Annotated in this window: 20 protein-coding genes; 6 read left to right on the top strand and 14 right to left on the bottom strand. The window is 30.5% G+C overall.

The features are described 5' to 3' along the window. Nucleotides 1-236 precede the first annotated feature (236 nt). Both EJ01_RS15265 and EJ01_RS16815 read right to left on the bottom strand, forming a co-directional pair. On the bottom strand, nucleotides 237-791 hold the full coding sequence (locus EJ01_RS15265) for a PadR family transcriptional regulator (protein WP_048082576.1): 555 nt from the start codon (nucleotides 789-791) through the stop codon (nucleotides 237-239). Nucleotides 792-1,390: 599 nt separating this feature from the next. Next, nucleotides 1,391-2,239: a nuclease-related domain-containing protein gene (locus tag EJ01_RS16815; protein WP_052376272.1), complete on the bottom strand. Its 849-nt coding sequence runs from the start codon at nucleotides 2,237-2,239 to the stop codon at nucleotides 1,391-1,393. Between the two features lie 493 nt (nucleotides 2,240-2,732). On the opposite strand from EJ01_RS16815, the gene EJ01_RS16810 reads away from it, so the two are divergent. Continuing rightward, nucleotides 2,733-5,447: a PAS domain S-box protein gene (locus EJ01_RS16810; protein ID WP_052376270.1), complete on the top strand. Its 2,715-nt coding sequence runs from the start codon at nucleotides 2,733-2,735 to the stop codon at nucleotides 5,445-5,447. 136 nt (nucleotides 5,448-5,583) lie between these two features. Here the strand turns inward: EJ01_RS16810 and EJ01_RS15250 are convergent, their stop codons facing one another. From EJ01_RS15250 to EJ01_RS15225, 7 genes are all read right to left on the bottom strand, one after another. Next, nucleotides 5,584-6,573, bottom strand: a complete 990-nt coding sequence (locus tag EJ01_RS15250) for a hypothetical protein (RefSeq protein ID WP_048082575.1) — start codon at nucleotides 6,571-6,573, stop codon at nucleotides 5,584-5,586. Between the two features lie 362 nt (nucleotides 6,574-6,935). Next, the gene (locus EJ01_RS17895; protein ID WP_245611235.1) at nucleotides 6,936-7,100 is read right to left on the bottom strand and encodes a hypothetical protein; all 165 of its coding nucleotides are present in this window, start codon (nucleotides 7,098-7,100) and stop codon (nucleotides 6,936-6,938) included. 94 nt (nucleotides 7,101-7,194) lie between these two features. After that, entirely contained in the window at nucleotides 7,195-7,536 is a 342-nt protein-coding gene (locus tag EJ01_RS17890) for a TSUP family transporter (RefSeq protein ID WP_245611234.1), read from the bottom strand. A 162-nt stretch (nucleotides 7,537-7,698) separates the two neighbouring features. Then, the gene (locus EJ01_RS15240) at nucleotides 7,699-8,481 is read right to left on the bottom strand and encodes a sulfite exporter TauE/SafE family protein (protein ID WP_048192899.1); all 783 of its coding nucleotides are present in this window, start codon (nucleotides 8,479-8,481) and stop codon (nucleotides 7,699-7,701) included. Between the two features lie 5 nt (nucleotides 8,482-8,486). Then, nucleotides 8,487-9,227 carry an MBL fold metallo-hydrolase gene (locus EJ01_RS15235; RefSeq protein WP_048082573.1) on the bottom strand — a complete coding sequence of 247 codons (741 nt, stop codon included), beginning with the start codon at nucleotides 9,225-9,227 and terminating at the stop codon, nucleotides 8,487-8,489. A gap of 22 nt (nucleotides 9,228-9,249) precedes the next feature. Beyond that, nucleotides 9,250-9,471 carry an AbrB/MazE/SpoVT family DNA-binding domain-containing protein gene (locus EJ01_RS15230; protein ID WP_048082572.1) on the bottom strand — a complete coding sequence of 74 codons (222 nt, stop codon included), beginning with the start codon at nucleotides 9,469-9,471 and terminating at the stop codon, nucleotides 9,250-9,252. 427 nt (nucleotides 9,472-9,898) lie between these two features. Then, complete coding sequence (locus EJ01_RS15225; RefSeq protein ID WP_048082571.1) at nucleotides 9,899-10,117, bottom strand: AbrB/MazE/SpoVT family DNA-binding domain-containing protein; 219 nt, start codon at nucleotides 10,115-10,117, stop codon at nucleotides 9,899-9,901. 438 nt (nucleotides 10,118-10,555) lie between these two features. On the opposite strand from EJ01_RS15225, the gene EJ01_RS15220 reads away from it, so the two are divergent. Both EJ01_RS15220 and EJ01_RS16800 read left to right on the top strand, forming a co-directional pair. Then, nucleotides 10,556-11,503 (top strand): ribonuclease H-like domain-containing protein, encoded by a 948-nt coding sequence (locus tag EJ01_RS15220; RefSeq protein WP_048082570.1) that lies wholly within the window; start codon nucleotides 10,556-10,558, stop codon nucleotides 11,501-11,503. A gap of 154 nt (nucleotides 11,504-11,657) precedes the next feature. Beyond that, the gene (locus tag EJ01_RS16800) at nucleotides 11,658-12,569 is read left to right on the top strand and encodes a response regulator (protein ID WP_052376266.1); all 912 of its coding nucleotides are present in this window, start codon (nucleotides 11,658-11,660) and stop codon (nucleotides 12,567-12,569) included. A 239-nt stretch (nucleotides 12,570-12,808) separates the two neighbouring features. Here EJ01_RS16800 and EJ01_RS15210 read toward each other — a convergent pair whose 3' ends face one another. Together EJ01_RS15210 and EJ01_RS15205 are read right to left on the bottom strand one after the other, a co-directional pair. After that, nucleotides 12,809-13,318, bottom strand: coding sequence for a type 1 glutamine amidotransferase domain-containing protein (locus EJ01_RS15210; protein ID WP_048082569.1), 510 nt, complete (start codon nucleotides 13,316-13,318; stop codon nucleotides 12,809-12,811). A gap of 1,421 nt (nucleotides 13,319-14,739) precedes the next feature. After that, nucleotides 14,740-15,372, bottom strand: coding sequence for a CARDB domain-containing protein (locus EJ01_RS15205; protein WP_048082568.1), 633 nt, complete (start codon nucleotides 15,370-15,372; stop codon nucleotides 14,740-14,742). 484 nt (nucleotides 15,373-15,856) lie between these two features. Here EJ01_RS15205 and EJ01_RS15200 point away from each other — a divergent pair, with 484 nt between their 5' ends. Together EJ01_RS15200 and EJ01_RS15195 are read left to right on the top strand one after the other, a co-directional pair. Beyond that, nucleotides 15,857-16,498 carry a flavin reductase family protein gene (locus EJ01_RS15200; protein WP_048082567.1) on the top strand — a complete coding sequence of 214 codons (642 nt, stop codon included), beginning with the start codon at nucleotides 15,857-15,859 and terminating at the stop codon, nucleotides 16,496-16,498. Then, nucleotides 16,489-17,043, top strand: a complete 555-nt coding sequence (locus EJ01_RS15195) for a dTDP-4-dehydrorhamnose 3,5-epimerase family protein (RefSeq protein WP_048082566.1) — start codon at nucleotides 16,489-16,491, stop codon at nucleotides 17,041-17,043. Before EJ01_RS15200 ends, EJ01_RS15195 begins: the two co-directional genes overlap by 10 nt. A gap of 207 nt (nucleotides 17,044-17,250) precedes the next feature. Here EJ01_RS15195 and EJ01_RS15190 read toward each other — a convergent pair whose 3' ends face one another. The 3 genes from EJ01_RS15190 to EJ01_RS15175 all read right to left on the bottom strand — a co-directional run bounded on the left by EJ01_RS15190 (nucleotide 17,251) and on the right by EJ01_RS15175 (nucleotide 19,467). Continuing rightward, nucleotides 17,251-17,922, bottom strand: coding sequence for a peroxiredoxin (locus EJ01_RS15190; RefSeq protein WP_211251456.1), 672 nt, complete (start codon nucleotides 17,920-17,922; stop codon nucleotides 17,251-17,253). A 231-nt stretch (nucleotides 17,923-18,153) separates the two neighbouring features. After that, nucleotides 18,154-18,357 (bottom strand): hypothetical protein, encoded by a 204-nt coding sequence (locus EJ01_RS15185; RefSeq protein WP_048082565.1) that lies wholly within the window; start codon nucleotides 18,355-18,357, stop codon nucleotides 18,154-18,156. Nucleotides 18,358-18,825: 468 nt separating this feature from the next. Further along, the gene (locus EJ01_RS15175; RefSeq protein ID WP_052376264.1) at nucleotides 18,826-19,467 is read right to left on the bottom strand and encodes an exopolysaccharide biosynthesis protein; all 642 of its coding nucleotides are present in this window, start codon (nucleotides 19,465-19,467) and stop codon (nucleotides 18,826-18,828) included. Between the two features lie 203 nt (nucleotides 19,468-19,670). Here EJ01_RS15175 and EJ01_RS15170 point away from each other — a divergent pair, with 203 nt between their 5' ends. Further along, complete coding sequence (locus EJ01_RS15170; RefSeq protein ID WP_048082563.1) at nucleotides 19,671-20,312, top strand: NAD(P)H-dependent oxidoreductase; 642 nt, start codon at nucleotides 19,671-19,673, stop codon at nucleotides 20,310-20,312. Nucleotides 20,313-20,342 lie beyond the last annotated feature (30 nt).

Below are 20,342 nucleotides of genomic sequence, written 5' to 3'. Positions count from 1 at the left end.
AATTTTTTACTCGAATTTTTCATTTTTATAACATTATTATTCCTGATTTTTCTCTTAACGTCTAAATTTAATATTTGAAGATAGCCATAGCTAACCAAGATTAGAATTTAAAAAATAATTATTCTTAATAGGTTAATAGAGCCAAAGCTAACCTTATTATAAAAAGATTTATTGATGGTTTATTCATTAGATTTTCTTTGAAAATCTTTAGATTACATTAAATTTTAATCGTGAATTCAGGATTCAATTAAATCCTGAATTTTTTTAAGTCTTTCAACTAAACTAACTATTAGATCTTTATGATAAACCAATTGTTCTTTCTGAACATCTTCTAAATACAATATACATACACTGATTTCAGATAGTGCATATTTAACTGCTTTTTCACGGTTACTTTCATCGTTTGTATCTTTTGGAAATCCAAAAATTTTATAAACGATTTCCAAGCCACCTTCAGTTATGTTATATCTTCCATCATGTTGCTTTATGATTAGATTTTCATTAACCATTTTTTTAAGCATGGGATATACGGATCCTGGTAACGGCTTTTTAAATTCCCATTTTACATTTTCTTGTTTATTTCCGTGACCTGGTGGAAGTATGTTTTCGTTTATATGATTATAAAACGCATTATGATGCTCTCCAACAGCATCCATAATTTCCACTCCATTTTTGGGTCCGTGTTCTAAAACGTGAAGTATCCACATCTTTAAACTGTTAAGTCCTTTTATTTCTTCGATTTTATCATGAATATCTTTCAAATTTTCCTGCTTAATTCCTGATCTTGACATATATATTAGTAACCTCCTCCTATCTAAAAAAATGATAAGGTATCAAATTACTCGATATCAAATAACTTGATATCAAGTTACTTGATAGTAGTGAAAAGTAGTATATATACTTTTTCATTAGTAATAACTATAAAACTATTGAGTAATATTAACAAACAGATATTCACTTATTTTTTTTGTTTATTGAAAAAAAATGATTAATGAAATTTAAAATATCAATGCGCATCTTAATACTTGAAAAATTTAGAACCCTGATTAAATCTATAGAAAAATTCAACGTCTTAAAAATGAAATTTTTTAGAATTTATTTTCAAATTAGCATATTATTATCCACAAGATCGTAATATGGAACTTTACATAGTTTATTGTATGTTGGTAGTTTCAGTTGTTAAATTTTGAAAAATTTGAGGAAATTTTGTATTTTTTGTACATTTGAACTTCGTTATATAAGTCTATAACGAAGTTTGCAAATCTTTCAGATTTGCAACATGTAAAATTCTATGAATTTTGACAGTAGTTCGAAATCACTTACAAAATTTACTTCAAATGCCTCTAATTTCAACATATTCCAACACTTCAGTTCTTTATCTTTTATATTATTAAACATTCATATATGACAACTCAATGCAGTATGGTTCAATTAAAAGAACCACCTCTTTAAGAATATTCATATCAATCTTCCTGTTAGAATTCAAAATAAATTGAGGTATAGTGGAAGGGAACAAAACATTATAATACTCAGGTTTTTGTTCAATTTTAAAATTGTTATCTATGAGTGTAACAATAGAATTGATCCATACGCAGTTTATATTAACTCCATTATCTTCTAAAAATTTCTTTAAAGACAATGAGTTGGCCATCACTTGTTTTCCAGGCTGTCCTTTTGCTTTTTTAACTCTGCTGCCATTTTTATAGAACCAATCATTACCTTTAACTAAGAAAAACCCTTCATAATTTTTGGTTTCAATTACATAGACACCTGTAGGCCCTACTACCACATGATCCAGATTTCCATAACTTCCAGGGAATTTAACATCATTAAAAACAAAGTAATCTTCAGGTAATTGATTTAAATATTCTGCTACAATGTATTCCCCATTTATTCCTTTATTCCAGCTTTTACCATTATTATATCCATAATAAATTAATCCAACACCAATAACTAAGATCAATAATGATAAAAAAGTAACTATAAACCCAAGAAGTCCAATTAGAATAAAAACTGCACCTATGATTAATATGGAATTATATTTAGAGCTCTTTTTTTCAGCATAGCCTTTACCGACAGCTATTTTTTCTCTTTGAGGTCCGCTCTTTTTTTTATAATATTCATCAAAGCTACTGTAAAAATTTAATTTATTGCCGCAGTTTTGGCAGGTATCAAAATCATTGAAGTCTTCATCTAATTCATAGTAAATATCGCAGTTATCACAGATCAAGTATCCCATTATAATCCCCTTTAGTCATGTATCAGTTAATAGATAATATTATTATTTGTTATTACAACCAAATAGAAAAATTTATTTAATTAAATTATAAATTAATCGTTTAAAAGAATTAATTATTAATATTAAAAATTTGTAAACACCAAAATATTTAAAGAATAGATATACATCAAACAGTGTATTTTTAACCATTTCTAAAAACTTTTAATAATTAATAAATAACAATGGATAAAATAAAAACAAATAATAAACCACTTTTTTAGACAAAAATTAGATAGTAAAATTTATTTCAAATTAGCATTAAAATAGTATTAATCTTCGCTCATGTACATGGTTTATACTTCATTAATATGTTAGGTTAATTTAAATTGAACTTGTTTTTAAAAAATTCCATTTATTTAACCAAAAATTACATAATAATTTAAATAGCAATATTTACACAATATTCCCCGGAGCGAATCCTAATAAATGAAAATCAGCCTACCCCGATAGAATGATGAAAAAAGCTTATGAATCTACAATAGAAAATCGGCTTAAAGTATTTGACAATATGCTTGAAGGAGTTGCAGTTCATGAGATTGTATACGATTCATCAAATAATGCTGTTGATTATGTTATTATTGATGTGAATCCTGCTTATGAGAATATAACTGGATTTAAAAGAGAGGAAGTATTAGGAAAGAAAGCGTCTGCAATTTACAATGTAGCTATCCCTCCATATATTGATATTTACTCAAAAGTTGCAATAACTGGCGAACCTGAACATTTTGAAGCTTATTTTGAACCACTGGATAAATATTTTCGAATTGTAGTTACTTCTCCTGAAAAAGGGAAATTTGCTGCAATTTTTGAAGATATAAGTGAATATAAAACTACAGAGAAAAAATTAAAGGAAAGTGAAAAACATTACCGTCTGATTTCTGAAAATATGGGTGATGTTGTATGGATTTTAGATATTAATTCTGGCAGATTTAACTATGTAAGTCCATCAGTATATCAATTAAGGGGATATACTGCTCAAGAAGTGCTTTCACAATCCATGGAAGAGGTTTTAACTCCTAACTCATATCAATCTATTATAAAAAATATGCCTTCTCGTATAAATGCCCTTAAAAGTGGTGATGAATCAGCAAGGGTTCAAACTAATGAAGTAGACCAAATTCGTAAAGACGGCAGTATCGTACCTACAGAAGTGGTGATAACATTCTTGATGAATAAAAAAGGAGAAGTTAATGAGGTATTAGGAGTAACCAGGGACATTACAAAACGTAAAAAAGCTGAAAAAGCTATTCATAAAAGTGAAAAAAAATACCGTCAGATTGTTGAAACCGCAAATGAGGGCATTTGGGTTATAGATAACAATTTCAATATAACATTTGCCAATCAAAAAATGGCTGAAATGTTGGGTTATACAATTGAAGAGATGATTGGAAAATCATTTGATTTTTTCTTATTCCCCGAAGATATTCATGATCATAATCTTAAAAGGGAGTCTCGAAAAAAGGGAATTTCAGAGCGTTATGAAAGAAGATTTCAGAATAAGAACGGGTCTGAAGTATGGACTCAAGTTTCAGGAACACCACTTACGGATAAAAATAACAATTTTGCAGGCTCATTTGCAATGTTTACGGACATTACAAAACGTAAAAAAGCTGAAATGCAGTTAAAAGAAGCGCATGATCATCTCGAAGAAAAAGTAGAGGAACGTACAAAGGAACTGGAAGAAGCATATAAAGCATTAAGCGAAAGTGAGGAAAAATTCCGTGGAATTGTAAATAATGCAAATGATATGATAACACTATCTGAAGTAAAGAAAAATAGAGCCGTAGGAAACTTTATTGAAGTAAATGACGTGGGGACTAACCTTTTAGGTTACAGCAGAGAAGAATTTTTGAATATGACTCCTTATGACATAGTTCATCAAGATACAGATGTTTCTGATGCAGAAATAGCATCTGAAATGTCAGAAAAAGGATATGCCCGACATGAAAGTGTTTTAATAGCTAAAGATGGATCCAAAATACCTTTTGAAGTTGCAACCCATTTTTTCAAGCTTAAAGGAAAGGATGTAGTTCTTGCAGTTTCAAGGGATATCAGCGAACGTAAAAAAGCAGAATCAGCTTTAAAAGAAAGTGAAGAAATATACCGCAGATTACTTAGAGAATCTTTTGATGCATGGGCTATTCACAGTGAAGGCATAATTCTAGCAATCAATGATTCTGCAGCAAAAATTGCAGGAGGAAACCCTGAAGAGTTAATTGGAAAGCCAATACTTGATTTTGTACATCCAGATTATAAAGAAGATGTAAAAAAAAGAATTACTCGGCTATATAAAGAAGGGGGATCCGAGCCTTTATATGAAGAAAAATTTCTAAAATTAGATGGAACACCCATAGATGTAGAAGTAATGATAACAGCTTTAACCTACAAAAGAAAACCTTCAATTCAAATTGTTTTTCGTGATATTACAAAACGTAAAAATGCAGAAAAACAACTAAAACAAATAATACAAGAATTAGAACGTTCAAACAAGGAATTACGGAGTTTTGCCTATATTACCAGTCATGATTTACAGGAACCGTTACGTACCATGGGCAACTATGCTGGACTCTTAAAAATGCGTTATGGGGGAAAGTTTGACCAGGACGCTGATGATTTTATTGAATATATAGAAAGTGGTGCACAGCGGTTGAAGGATATGATCCAGGGGCTGCTTGATTATTCTCAGGTGAGAACACAAAAAAGAGAATTTACTGAGTTTAATAGTCAAGAAGCACTTGATAATGCGTTAATTAATCTCCATTCTTCGATTGAAGCATGCAATGCAGAAATAATCTATGACAAACTTCCATCAATAACTGCAAATAAGGACCAAATTTCACGTGTGTTTCAGAATTTTATTGGAAATGCTTTAAAGTTTCGAAAAGAAGGATTACAACCTAAGATCCATATTTCAGCTAAAAAAGAAGAAGATGAACATATATTTTCTGTTAGTGATAATGGAATAGGCTTAGAAGAACAGTATAAAGACCATATATTTGAAATTTTCAAACGATTACACAGCATTGGAGAATATCAGGGTACAGGAATTGGTTTGGCTATAGTCAAGCGAATCATAGAACAGCACGGCGGGAGAATTTGGGTTGAATCAGAATACGGTAAGGGTTCAACATTTTATTTTACCATTCCCATCACTCATGTTAACTCTTAGCAAAAACCAAACATAAAAAATAAAATTTAAATCAATTCAATCTGCAGATTAAAATGTAATTTGGTAATCATAACAAAAGATAAAACATTTAAAATCATGACCACAAAATATTAAAAAAAAAATAAAATTTAAGTCATTAATCCCTTATGTACAGATTGAAAAAGGAGTGAATTGCCCTCAAGAATGACCATGACCCATCTAGAATGAAAATGGTTGCAATAAGCAGGATTAACTGTAGAGGCATATTCCCAAAGCTTTGAAGGGCTCCTAAAACAGTAGGATTTGGCAGTAAATATATTAAAATTCCTAAAATGAAAAACCCCATAATAATAGATATTGAACTCTGGAAAAACAGTCTTCCAATCAATTTTAGAGTTTTGAAGTTGTATACTTCCATAGAATACTCTAAAAGTGTTAAATTTTCAACCAGCTCGTTTTCAAGGTCTTTTAAGTTCTCATTTAAACTCAGAGCTTCTTTTAAATGAGATTTAATTTCATCACTTTCAAGTTCTTCCAGGTTATCATCAAAAACGTTTAAATCGTCGCTGATTTTCATTAATTTAGACTCAATCATATAAACAGGCAATCTACTGTTCCTATCCATCTTTTTCATTTTATGCACATCATTTTTTCTTTTTGTGTGCATTTTTCCTTCATCAGCTGTTTTTTCTTGTTCAGCTAAACTGCTAGTCTCTATTTTATCGATGTATTTTAAGAGCTTCTTTTTCTGGTTTTGTAGATGTTCAGATTTAGTTTTCAGTCCATCTTTCCAGTTTTTAATTAAGTAACTTATCTCAGCAGGTGATTTATCACTGACAATTTCTGTCCCCTTCAAATCCATTGAACCTTTATCATCTTCTTTAATAACCAGAATATATGTAAAAGACAATAATGAAAGGGTAGCATCAACCAATATAACCGTTAAAATAAAAACCATGAAATCAAGTCTGTTTTCCACACTAGAAAGGAAATTCAAGCTGTTAAAATAAAAAAATATCACCATATTTAGTATTATTGCACCTAAAAATAAAATTACAGCATATCCATTAATTCTATTCATTAGATATTTACTGATCTTATCGCTGTTTATTATAAACAGATATTTTTTAAAGTTATCACGGTCCATATTCTTTCTCCAGAAATCATCAAATATTAATTTATTTAAGAGCTATAATGTATAAAACTTATCCTTTTTGGATTAATTTAACAAAATGGGATTACCTGCTTTATTTAAGTGATATCTGTCTAAATAAACTGGCTTTAGCAATATCAATGATATAATCTTTTTACAATTGATTTATTAAAAGCAGCAGGTTACCATAAAAAATAGGTTCTGCAGTTTAATTAATTTTTTTATAAAGCTTACTTAAAAAGTAATTAGGCAGAACAATGCTATTTTGACTAAAGTATCAGCGATATACCAAAAATTATAGAAATAACTATGAGTACTGGTGGTATAAACCTCTTTATAATAGCCCTGTCAATTCTTCAAAGTAATTTAGGCCCTAAAAGTGCACCTATAACTGCACCACTGCCTAAAAGGAGTGTTAAACTCAGATCAAATCTGCCTAACATAAAATAGCCACCAATACCTGCTACTGAATTAAACACAAGTACAAATATTGTTGTACCCACCACCATTAAAGTAGGCAAGCCTAAACTGTAAAGCCCTACTGTAACAGGTCCTGTTCCACTTAATCCAAAAATTCCTGCCAGTATCCAACCAGCAACTCCAAAGATGCTATAATTATTTTAGGTCCATTAAGTGTTTTTTAGTTCCATTTTTATTGTCAACTTTTTCATTATCCTTTTTGTTCTGCTTATGTTCATTTAAAAATCTTCTTATCATTGGAACTGCAGTTACAAGTAAAAGAACACCCAATAGTTTCTTTAAAATGTAAGATGGAATCATATTGGCAACATATGCTCCTATTAATGTACCTATTATTCCTCCAACTCCCAAATCCCTTACAGACTTCTGTATTTCCCATGCGGCGGTGGCTGTAGGCACTGCAGTGGTAGGAAGTATCATTGCCAGCGACGTAGCCACACCCACCTGCAGATACACCGGGAGGGTTAAGATGGGCACATACAATGATCCACTCCCCCTCCACGAGTTGTTACAAGCAGGTCTATAATAAATCCAGTAAATGATGAAGGATCAGACTAAAATCAAACATTAAGTGACCTACATAAAACTGTTCGTTTCTCTGACCAAGTTTATTGGCAAAATTCAATGTAGACTACCACTTCATGTCAGTAGTAATGCTGCGCCTGAAATAAGCATGATGCCCATGGTCAAAGGCCCGTAGATTTTTTCAAAATTTTTGGGGTTAATTTTTTTAAGCAATTTAGGTCCTAAAAAGGCACCTACAACTGATCCGCATCCAAGAAGGAGTACCAAAGGTATATCAAGCCTTCCTAATAATAAATATGTTCCTATACCTGTAACAGAGTTAAAGATGAGTACAAATATAGTTGTACCTACCACCATCATGGCAGGCAGGCCTAAACTATAAAGCCCTGCAGTAACTGGCGGTGTTCCACTTAGTCCAAAACCTCCTGCCAGTATTCCACCTGCCACTCCGAAAAGAGAGGCTATAATCCTTTTGGGTCCAGTAAGTTTTGAAGATTCTTTTTTAACTTCATTTTTGTTTTTACGTCTTTTAAGCATACTTCTTAGTGTTGGAATCAGCATTATTAACATAAAAGCACCTAAAAGCTTTTTTAAAAGCACTGGAGGTATCATATTAGCAATGTATGCCCCTATTACCGTACCCACTATTCCGCCAATTCCTAAAATTAATCCTGTACGAATATCTACATTACCTTCACGATAATGACTTAAGGCACCTGCAGCAGTGGTGGGTAAAACAGATGCTAGAGATGTAGCCACAGCCACCTGCGGAGTTACGCCAAAAATCAACGTCAAAACAGGTACATACAACCCTCCTCCGCCCCCACCTAAAGTGGACACGAAGAGGCCTATAAGAAATCCAAATAAAGGAATAAGAATTAAATTAAAATCAAACATTCAAATTACGCCTCATCTTTATTAAAATCTTTAATTTTCTGGTTGGGGTTATCGTTAAACAGACCCCCGTGATATGTTATCACATTCTCAACATCATATTTTTCAAACTTTTTAAGCGAAGCTGCGGCTGTTTTTGCATCTTCTTCTGTTAAAATCAAGTTATTTGTTCCGACAAGTTGTCCTTCAGAGATATTCATTGCATCTCCAACTATGAGAGTTTTAGTTGCTTTATGGTACAAGCATATATGTCCTGGTGTATGGCCGGGAGTATGAATGACTACAATTCCTCCGCAGTCTGCGAGTTCCTCCCCATCAGCTAAAGTTATATCAACTGGTGCATTGGTATTTTCAAATATATACAAAACTTTTTTCTGTTCTTCTTCTGATAAATCGCTTATACGTTCCATAAACTTTGCGTTTACTCTTACAAGTTTCTTTTCACCTTTAATGTAAGGTTTATCTTCTTCATGTGCAAGCACTTTGACTTCAGGTAATTCGTCAAGAATATCTTTAATACCTCCGATATGGTCAATATCCTGGTGTGTAACTATGATTTTATCAAGCCGTTCGGGTAGCACGCCCGCATCTTCCATTGCTTTTTTGATGACGGGTAAAGTACCTGCCATTCCTGCATCAACCAGGATAACTGTATCATCATCCCATATTAATGTTGGTCGAATTGTGCTTTCTCTTCTCATCATGTTCATAGGTAATTCTATCATTTCTATTCCATCTGCTATTTTCACCTGTATCACTCCTAAGAATATATTAATCTTGACTGTCTAAATTTTCAAGTATTTTAAGTGCATAGTCCCTCATTACATCTCCTTTAAAGAGTATAAGCTTCTGATTTTTGTCTCTTCCAAAGACTACTAAACTATCTCCAGGTTTAATATCAAATCTATCTCTAGCTTCTTTAGGAATAACGATCTGTCCTCGCTCTCCTACCTTAACACTGCCCCAAAAATGCCGATCCTTATAATTTCCCATGTTTATACTTCTCCTTTATTTTACATAGATCACATTTAACATTTAATATATGTTCAATCATGTATTTCATACAATTCATATTTAAACTTTATGTGGATTCATTTACTAATTTTTATATCCATTTTTAAAGAGGCTGATTTTCCAGTTTGATTGCCTTTTCCAGACACATTTCGCCGCATCACATACAAGTTACATATTTTGAATAAAATGCTAAAAATAGACTATTTTTTTAATTATAACTGGCCATTTAGTCTACGATATAAATTATATTTATCATATAATTCATATTAAATCATATAAATTATAAATATCATATTTATACTTAACTAAAAAGCACAGAATTTAAAATTAAAAAGATTTAAAAAAAATAGGAGATATTTAAAAATCGAAATAAATTAAGCCACATTATCTAAAAATAACATTAGCACTATTGACTGTCTAAGTCTTCCAGTATTTTAAGCGCAAAATCTCTCATTACATCCTCTTTTACGATTATGAGCTTTTGGTTTTTATCTTTTCCAAAGACTACCAGGCTGTCCCCAGGTTTAATATCAAATTTGTCCCTGGCTTCTTTAGGAATAACAATTTGCCCACGTTCACCAACTTTAACACTGCCAAAAAAATGGTTATCTTTATAACTTCCCATAATATTCCTCCCTCATTTCATATAAGTAATACTTATCATACTATTCATATCCAAACTAATATATTACATAATTCCTATTTAAACTTTGCCAAGTCAATAGAACCCGTGAGATTTTAAATTAATAACTTTTAAATCCATAATTTCCTTTAAATATTGCTAAACTAAAAATATATTGCTTATATTTGATTACAGGTAATGTAAAAATTTTACTCATCTGCAGATTAATATAATCGTTAAGAAAATTACATTTTTGTATTAGAAATATTAAATATTCCAAAAATCTCTAATATTTTCAATGTATAGTATTTTCTATGCTGAAAATATTAAAAAACAATATACTTATAAAGTTTGAAATATGATAAATGTAAAAGTATAAAAGCCCAAAATTCCAATAAGAGCATAAATTATTAGGAACAATAAACTTTTGGAAATGAATACATGGAATACGAAAATGCCCAGAAATTAAAGGAAAAACTGTTAGATGATCATGATGGAATCGCACTCGAGGATCTAATAGATGGTAACGAAATTATTACAGATAGTGGTACCTGTTATGATATAGAAAATAAATCCACTCTCAAATTTAATACATTAAATCAGGAAAAAGCAAGAGAAAAAATTTTATCAGATTTAAAACTATTAAACGGAATTGGAGCATCAAGGGAACTAAAATTACAAAATGAAGGGTACAAAACTGTCGAAGACCTGGTAGAACATGAAAGGTTTGGCAGAGAAGCATCTAATTTATTAAAGATCATTGACAGCTGTAACAACTGCTACATATCTGATAGAATTTCAGAATGTTACCCAAAATCACACCCTATGTCCTTATTTTCATCTAGTTTTTCTAATGATGAGGATTTCATCTTTTTAGATATAGAAACTCTAGGATTTAGTAACGTTCCAATAATCCTTTTAGGGGTTGCCAAGCTTCATGGAAATGAAATATGCGTAAACCAGTACCTGTCACGGAGTGTAGGGGAAGAAAGTGCAGTTTTAGATGCTTTCTCATCTCATGTTGAAGATGAAAGTGTATTTGTAACATTTAATGGGCAGACATTTGATATTCCTTATATTCGAAACAGAATGAAATATTTCGGCATTAAAAAGAATTTAAACATGCCTCACTTTGATTTACTTCACTTTTCACGGCGTACATGGAGTGATAAATTACCAAACTGCCAGTTAACAACAATTGAAAACCATTTATTTGGTATAGAACGAATAGATGACGTACCCAGTGGATTAGTGCCTGCATTCTATAAGACTTATATTAAAACTCAAAATATTGGGCCTTTAGTTCCAATTATTGAGCACAACAGACAGGATATAATTACTTTGGCATTGATCTTCTCCAGACTACATGATGAATATTCCACATATTAACTAAAAGTTTGAGATCTAATGTATTTATCAGAATAATTCATTAATCAGTTCCTATTTAAATAAAAATATTAAAATTATAAATTATTACAAATATTACAAAATTACACTAAACATATTTATATAATGCACTTGTCTCAGTTACGGAGGCGGAAATATGAATAGTAAACCTATCAAAATTTTATTAATAGAAGATAACAGAGAAGATGCTGTAATCATACGGGAAATGTTAAAAGAAACACCAAATATCTCGTTTGAATTGAATCATGTTGATAGACTTAAAAATGGATTTGAAAGTCTTTTTAATGACACCTTTGATGTTTTACTCCTTGATTTAAATTTACCTGACAGCTGGGGATTTGATACTTTTATTAGAACTTATGATCAGACCCCTGAGTTACCTATAGTAATAATGAGTGGATTTGATGATGAAGATATCGCTGTTAAGGCTGTTCGTGAAGGTGCCCAGGACTATCTAATTAAAGGACAGATCGACGGTCGGTTGTTGGCTCGTTCAATTTCTTACGCCATTGAACGTAAAGAAACTGAAAAAGAATTAATGAAAAGCCATAAAGATCAGAGAGAGCTGATTGAATGGCATGAAAAAGAACTGCTTGAAACAGAAAGAAAACTGCAGGAAGAAATTGAAGAAAGGGAAAATGTAGAAAATAAATTGATTGATGCACTCAAAACTGTAGAAATAGAAAGATCAAAACTGAATTCTCTAATCAACAATTTATCCGTTGGAATTTTAATCGTAGAAGCCTCTTCAGGTAAACCTCTTATTAAAAATAAAAAATTGGAAGATATCTGGGATGATTGTTTAGAGATAGAAGAACTTGCAGAATACTGCTATTATAATTGCTCCCACCCTGATGGGAGGCCCTATGAACTTGAAGACTGGCCATTAACACGTTCTATTACAAGCGGCGAAGAAGTTGAAGAAGAAAAGATCATCATTTCAAAGGAAGACGGTACAAAAAGCGTAGTAATTAGTAGTTCTGTACCCATACGTGATACTAACGGCCAGATAGTAATGGGAATGTCTATTTTCTCAGATGGGGATTAATTTAATTATTATATTTATTTTAGGCTAGGATATCTAGACCTTGAAAATTTAGAAACTCTATGGCTGATTTTGATGGATTCTAAAATTAGTCAAGTATGTCTAGACATCCAATTTAATTTAAGTAATTCCAGTTATAAAATAATTCCTACTTTTTAATTTTAAGGTATGATGTAATAGGTTAATTTTAAAAATTAAATAAAAAAATTTTACTTATTTTAAGCACTGTGACCAGTTATTAATTATTCCAATTTTTTAAGAGATGCTTCAGTAAATGCAGGAATATCATCAGGTCCGCGACTTGAAATTATATTGCCATCTTCAACAACTTCCTCGTTTACATACTCTGCTCCAGCATTTTCAATATCCTGAACAATAGATTTCCACCCTGCTACTTTTCGTCCTTCAATAACCTGGGCTGTAATTAAAAGCTGAGGAGCATGGCAGATTGCAAAAACTGGCTTATTGCTTTCAACAAATTCTTTCACAAACTCCACTACATTCTCATCTTCTCTTAATTTATCTGGAGAACATCCGCCTGGAATAAAGATCGCATCAAAATCATTTACTGATACATCTCCGGCAGATTTATCAACGACGACTTTTGTTTTTTCTTCTTTCCCTTCTACTGTTTGTCCACCTTTTAATCCTATATGCGTTAATTCATGCCCCTTTCCTTTAAAAGATTTTGAGGGTTTAATATATTCCACATCTTCAAATTTTGGTCCTATTAAAACTCCTATTTTGCTCATTCAATTCACTCCTGCTTCTCCATATTAATTTCCAATATACGATTATTAATTTTATAATTAATATTATTAAAAAGATCGTGCATAACTTAAATGGATTAATTAACTCACAATTAACACTGTAAATATGCTTAAACTAAATAGGATTTATTCTTAAAATTAAAGCTTTAAATCTGTTTATAATTTTAAAATATTAAAACGCAATTTCAGCATAAATAAGTTTTTACATATATTCTAAAAAAGCAAAAGTATAAATTAAGTATAAATTAATTTCAACCTGTGGGAAGATTTTAAAGAAAAAGACTTCATCTATGTGCGTCTTCCCACCATTAGAATAGATTAATAAAATATTATAAGTGTTAATTTATTTTTTAATCTTTGATTAAATCGTAATTATTTAATATAGAAGCAAAATTATATCTTAATTAAAAAATTAACTTTAAATATTCCTTATTTTTGAATTAAATCTATATTTAAATTTTAGGATATAGAGTTAGTATAACAGGCGTGATGAACGTAATATCAATATTTATGCCTTAAATGTCATTTAAGTAACTACTATTTGTTTAAAATCTAAATAAAATAGGGAGGAATAATAATATAAAAAATTTGCTCATGTCCATGATCTTGTGCGTAAATAATGTGTTGTATTAAAGTAAATATTGTTTAAATTTTTTAATTATGTTAATTACAAGTCCCATTAACTTTAAATTAACATTTTGAACTTCACATCAAACATGAGCGAAAAATTTATTATTATTCTATGTACACTGATTAAACTATCAAACCAATCATATGCATTATAATGTAAACGTTTAATTATTTAAAGTTTGTTATATCCTATTTTTGACATGTAGCTGAATATAACTCCTTAATTAAATGTTAAATTATTTTTTAGAAAGTAAAACTATGGACATATTCATCATATTTCTCCCTGTTTTAAAAAAATAAAGATTATTTGCAGCATTTGTATTTTTAATATCCAACATTCCGACATGCAAAGGTATATAAATCATGAGGAACTACTATCTAACTGTATCATAAAAAGTTCCATTTGGTCACTAATCCCCAGATAGTGACCAATACCTATTATTTTCAAATGAATATTCAGCCCACTCCTTGCACATGATACATTACCTTGTATGTATTCCTTGAAAAAAAGAGCATGTCAGTTATCCGAAAATATCGGGTAACTAAATCCGCTCTTGATAATTTTCTCTATTTTACGTCTACCAATAAAAGATCTAGTTTTAAACCAAGCTTGAGAGCTTTTATTCTACACTAACTTTAATTCTTTTTAAATTAAAATAAATTAGAAAAAGGAAATATGTTAAAATTATTTTATAAAATAAAATAATAAAATATTTATTAAGACATTGTTTTAGTTATGATAGACAGTAATGATGGCCTAAAAAATAGAAGAGTTAATATGCATATTTAATATTGTTATATTCGTATATCTCATTAACCAAATTAGTACAATCCGCTTTAAATGTTTTAGAATAATACGATTTAACGTATAATTTAACTGTTTTATACTGCCCAGATTTCAAATAAGGAATATACGTCTTTACAGTTTTATGAGAATAAACAGAAGTACCCAAATAACTACTTCTAGCCGTAGCATCACCATAATTTTTCACAGTGACATAATAATAATTACCACTCCTTTTAATTGCAGCTATCCTTAAATCAGGCTGTTTAACAAAATTAACATCTACTCTTTTTAATGAAGATAATCCAAGCTTATCTTTATCTAGATCAATAGAAGCAGAGTAACCATAACTATTTTTAATATTTCTAAAATTAACATTTTGTATTAATGTTTTTGAAGAGCCGTAAATATCTGTAATTTTTACTGAGGATATTTGTTTGTATCCATATGTTGAAACATAACCACAATAAGGATTAAAATAAATATTAAAAGTATAAGCACTATTGGAATAACTTAAATCTAAATCATTATCAAGTAATGTGAATGTTGTTGCTGATGCAGATCCCATTAACAAGAATGCTGTTATCAATGTAATTCCTAATATTACAATTTTTTGTTTCATTTTTGAATTTTCCTTTATTTATAAAGATAATTATCAATTTTAATATAATATTATTTACTATAACAAATTAATAGAAAATATTAAATAATTATTTTAACTAAAATAGACGTATACACATCATTTTTTTAGTTAAATCTTCTTAAATCAAATAAAAAAATATAAAACTACTCTTTTATGTACAAAATGAACATTGTGTACATAGGAAGTCAGATATATCTTCGTTAATATTAGTTAATTAAAAATATAAATAAAATAAAGTTTTTCAAAATTAAAAGTTCTATGTACATGATGTAATTGGATAAAATAAGAAGGAATTTTTTTTATAAATTATTTTTTTTATTATTCCTGTTTTTTTTGGTGTTTAATTGGTTATTTTGTCTACATTCAGTAATAAATTTTATAAATATTCTGTTAATTATGTAATACTATTTAATAAAAAGCTAATATTTATATAGGTGGAAATATAAGGAGTAATGGTGGTAATATGATCTTAGAAAATTTTAAGAGAGAGTCGCTGATACCATTGCCAGTATCATTTATTTCTACAGTTAGTAAAAATGGCATTAATAACATAGCCCCTTATTCGTGTGTTATGTCAATTTTACGTCCATTTGATCTGATTTGTGTGGCATCAGCAAAAATGAGAGACACTTTTGTCAATATAAAAGAAACAGAAGAATTCGTTATCAACATGCCAGGTACAGATATGGCGGATAAAGTAATACCAACGGCTATGCATGTACCATTTAATATTAACGAATTTAAACTTGCGGATCTAAAAGAAAGACCTTCCCAAAAAGTTAAAGCACCAGGGATTGAAGGCTGTTATGCATGGATGGAATGTAAACTACACAACATATATGAAGAGGATTATAATGGCATTCCTTATCTGTTAATCATGGGTAAAGTAGTACATCTAGAGATAGATGACAATGTTTACAACCCTGAGGATGGTTCCTGGGATCTAAAAAAAGCTAAACCATTGATGATGACAGGATCAAACGATGGAATGCATTTCTGCACTGTTAATGATATTGATAAATTTGAACCTTATGGTGCTATGTTTGAAGACGGTAAAGATCCATTATCATGGATGTATGAAAAAGAGGTGAAAACATGCAAATAGAAAGTATAGAAAGTATAGAAGATTTCAATAAGTTAGAAAGACCAAGAGTTCAGAATATACCTGGTTTTTATGGTGAAGAACTCATTGATGGTGTTGTATTAAAAGATACAAAGCTATTCAGTGATGAAAGAGGATTTTTAACTGAACTCATTCGTTTAGATGATGAAGAATTGAAAGCACAGAACATTAAGCAATTTATTGCTTCGTATTCTTATCCTGGAATGATTAAGGGATGGCATCTTCATTCTAAGCAGGAAGATCACTTGATATGTGTCACTGGAATGGTAAAAGTTGCTTTATATGATTATAGGAAAGATTCACCTACATATAAAGTTACTAATGAAATATTTATGGGTGAAAAATATCCCCGCATAGTTTATATCCCTCCAGGAATCTTTCACGGCACCAAAAATGTAGGTAATGAAATATCTGTCGTGATAGGAATGCCTTCTCTCTTTTATGATCCTGAAGATGTAGATGAGAGGCGGGTTAATCCTATTAACAATGATATTATTCCATATGATTGGGATTGTAAAATGGAATAACATTATTCTGCCGTGAAAGAACCGGATGGTAATATATTAAAAATTTTATAGGTTATATATTTGGTGTATTTTTATATACTCAAATATTTTTTTTCTATTTCAATTTTCAAAAGATGAAAGAAAGTTGTAATGTACATGATGTACATAACTGGTTGGATGTATTTTCGCTTAAATAAATATTTTAAAAAAAGTAAAATAAATTAAAATCTACAGCTTTTTATGGCAAAGCCACCAATCAAAACACTCAAATCCTTCTTCTTTTGCCTGTTTAGATCGTTCTTTTATTGCTGGTACAGTTGGAACTGGTGGAACAATTACATGGTCATCTAATATTTCATTTTTCGGCCAGTTTGCAGGCATGGCAACATTGTTTTCATCAGATATTTGCATGGCTTCTACAATTCTTAAGATTTCATCCATGTTTCTTCCAAGTTCTTGTGGATAATAAAGTATTGTTCTTATTTTTCCCTGGCCGTCTACAACAAAAACAGCCCTTACAGTGTTGCTCCCTTTTCCTGGGTGGATAAGGCCTAATGTTTGGGCTACTGCTCCAGTGTCTGCTATTATTGGGAATTGGATTTCTATGTCAAGATTTTCCTTTATCCATTCTTCCCATTTAATATGGGCAAAGACCTGGTCCACACTTAGACCTATAAGTTCGCAGTTCAGTTCTTTGAATTTATCATATCTTTTTTGGAATGCAACGAATTCTGTTGTACAGACAGGTGTGAAGTCTGCAGGGTGGCTAAAGAGGACAAACCATTTTCCAGAAAATTCTTGTGGGAGTTCCATCATTCCATAGGTGGTTTGTACTTTCATTTCAGGGAAATCATCACCTAAAAGGGGTATATTTTTCTTTTCTTGCATATTTTCCATCATTTTACCTCCTTAATTTAATTTTTATTTACTTCATTTTATTTGTACCGTAAAACATTTAGTTTTTTGGTTTTTTAGTTAAAAAGTAATATTATTCAAGGTTTTTAGTGAAAAAAATGATTAATTCTGTTTAAAATTAGAATAAAAATATTATGTACATGGTGTACATTTTGTACATGATGTACATGGAATAGTGGATTTATCTTCGCTAATAAATAAAAAAAATAATATAATTTATTTTATATTATATTTTATAGCTGATTTTTTAAACTGTTCTGCAAGTTCAGGGTCTGCGTTAAGCACTTCAGCCAACCACAATAATAGTTTGGTTTGTTCATCTCTTTCAACTAATTTTTCCTCAAATGATTCTTTTATGGCGATTACTTGACTTGTTATAAAATCGTTGATAGTTAGATGTCGTATTTCAGATGTGCCCATTCCAGATGACATCATTAGAAGGATTATTGCTTTGAATTTGGTGTTGCAGTATTTTAGAACTTTTTGAATGTGTTTTTTGGTTATGATATCTTCAGTTGTTATTAGTTGTTCTTCCTGTTTTAGGTTGCAGCGTATTCTTGGTAATTCTATTTTGTATTCGCTGTAGAAACTTTTTACTGTGACTATTAAGTTTGTTATGTAATTGGGGCTTCTGTTTAGTTCTCGTAGGTATACTAAGTAGCTTGTAATATTTTTTTTTGATTCGTCTGTTTTTCATTCTTATTCTGTTTTCTTCATCTTCTTCTGCTTCTCCCATTAATTGTGTGGGTGTTTTGCCTGTGAATTCACAGTAAACTTTTAATCGTTTTATATATTTCTTGAGTGGTTTTTTGGATGTTTAGGTTTTGCAGGAATTCTATTAGGTGTGGACCGTTTGGATGTTCATCTATTTTAGAAAATACTCCAAAACTAAAATTGAGGCATATATATCCCAAAATGGGATAAAACAAAGGTTATTCCAGCATAGCCAAACAAAAATATCAGGCTAAAGTAAATAGTGGTGATGCTGGTCAGTATATATCCTGCTAAAATGAAGTAGCCATCGTGTTCAAGGATACCTAAGACTAAAAAAAAGATTGAATATCCCGGCAAACTGTCTGTTAATGGTACAGGTAAGGGGAGCATAAGTAAAAACGAAGTAAATACCATTAGAGAAAGACTAAATCGACTTATTGCAGGGCCTTTACTCAATACTAAAAAGCGGGGCTTAATATACTTTTCTACTTTTCCTAAAGCCGTCATGGTTCCATTTAGTATCTTCAAGAGAGTATCCTTCGGCAGTACATATTCCATAATAAATTTAGGTATTAGATACCTGTTAAAAATCCTGCTTATTCCAATAAACATAATTCCAAGTCCAAAAGGTATGCTGGATCCTGGAATAGATACTGGAATTAAAAAAGGAGTTGCTAAAATTAAGCATATAATCAACCCCCCACGATCACCCATTAAATCGAGGAAGTCTCTTATATTAATACCATCATCCGGAATTTTAGAAGATATATCTTCCAGTGATATTGAAAAGCATTCGTTAGACTTAGTTTCAGGCAATTATAACCACCATAGAATTATTCATTAATTACAACAGTTGGACAATATTCTTAATTTAAGTTAAACTATTTAAACAGAGTTTTGATTTTTATAATGTCCATTTAATTTCTTATTTTCTTTTTAAAATGCAGCTATTATTAATAAGCATCAAAAAGAATTTAAATTTTTAGGTACATAAAATATTAAAAAAGGAGGTTGATAGTATGAATGTACTTATTATTTTTGCACATCCTGAGCCAAATTCTCTAAATGGAGTTATGAAAGACATTACAGCTAAAACATTAAGGGATAATGGCCATGAAGTTAAAATATCAGATTTATACGGGATGAGATTTAAAGCAGTCCTTGACGAAAATGATTTTTCGCAAAGGCAAAATACTGAGCAATTTAATCCAATGATGGAACAGGTAAATGCAGTCGGAACAGGATCACTTTCTCAGGACATCAAAGACGAAGTAAAGAAAATAAAATGGGCAGATATGATAATTTTCCAGTTCCCAGTATGGTGGACATCACCCCCTGCAATCTTAAAAGGCTGGTTCGACAGGGTATTCCTGCCTGGAGTTGTCCACAATATAGCTGAAGGAAAGATGTATGATACAGGTTTATTAAGAGGTAAAAAAGCGATGCTATCCTTTACAACAGGTGCACCTAAAGAAGTATATTCCTCTGAAGGTCCCCACGGCGATTTAAATGATATCTTTAAATTTATAACCCACAATATTCTTGAAGTGACCGGTCTTGAAGTGCTTCCTTCTATTGGCATATACGGCCCAGCAATGGTATCTAAAGAACATGTAAAAAAAGAGCTTGAAAAGTTCAAAGAAAGAATAAATTCTCTATAAATATTTAAGCATTAAAAATAAACAATTACC

It is taken from the genome of Methanobacterium veterum (assembly GCF_000745485.1).
Lineage (GTDB): Archaea > Methanobacteriota > Methanobacteria > Methanobacteriales > Methanobacteriaceae > Methanobacterium_D > Methanobacterium_D veterum.
This window is presented reverse-complemented; position numbering and strand designations above follow the sequence as displayed.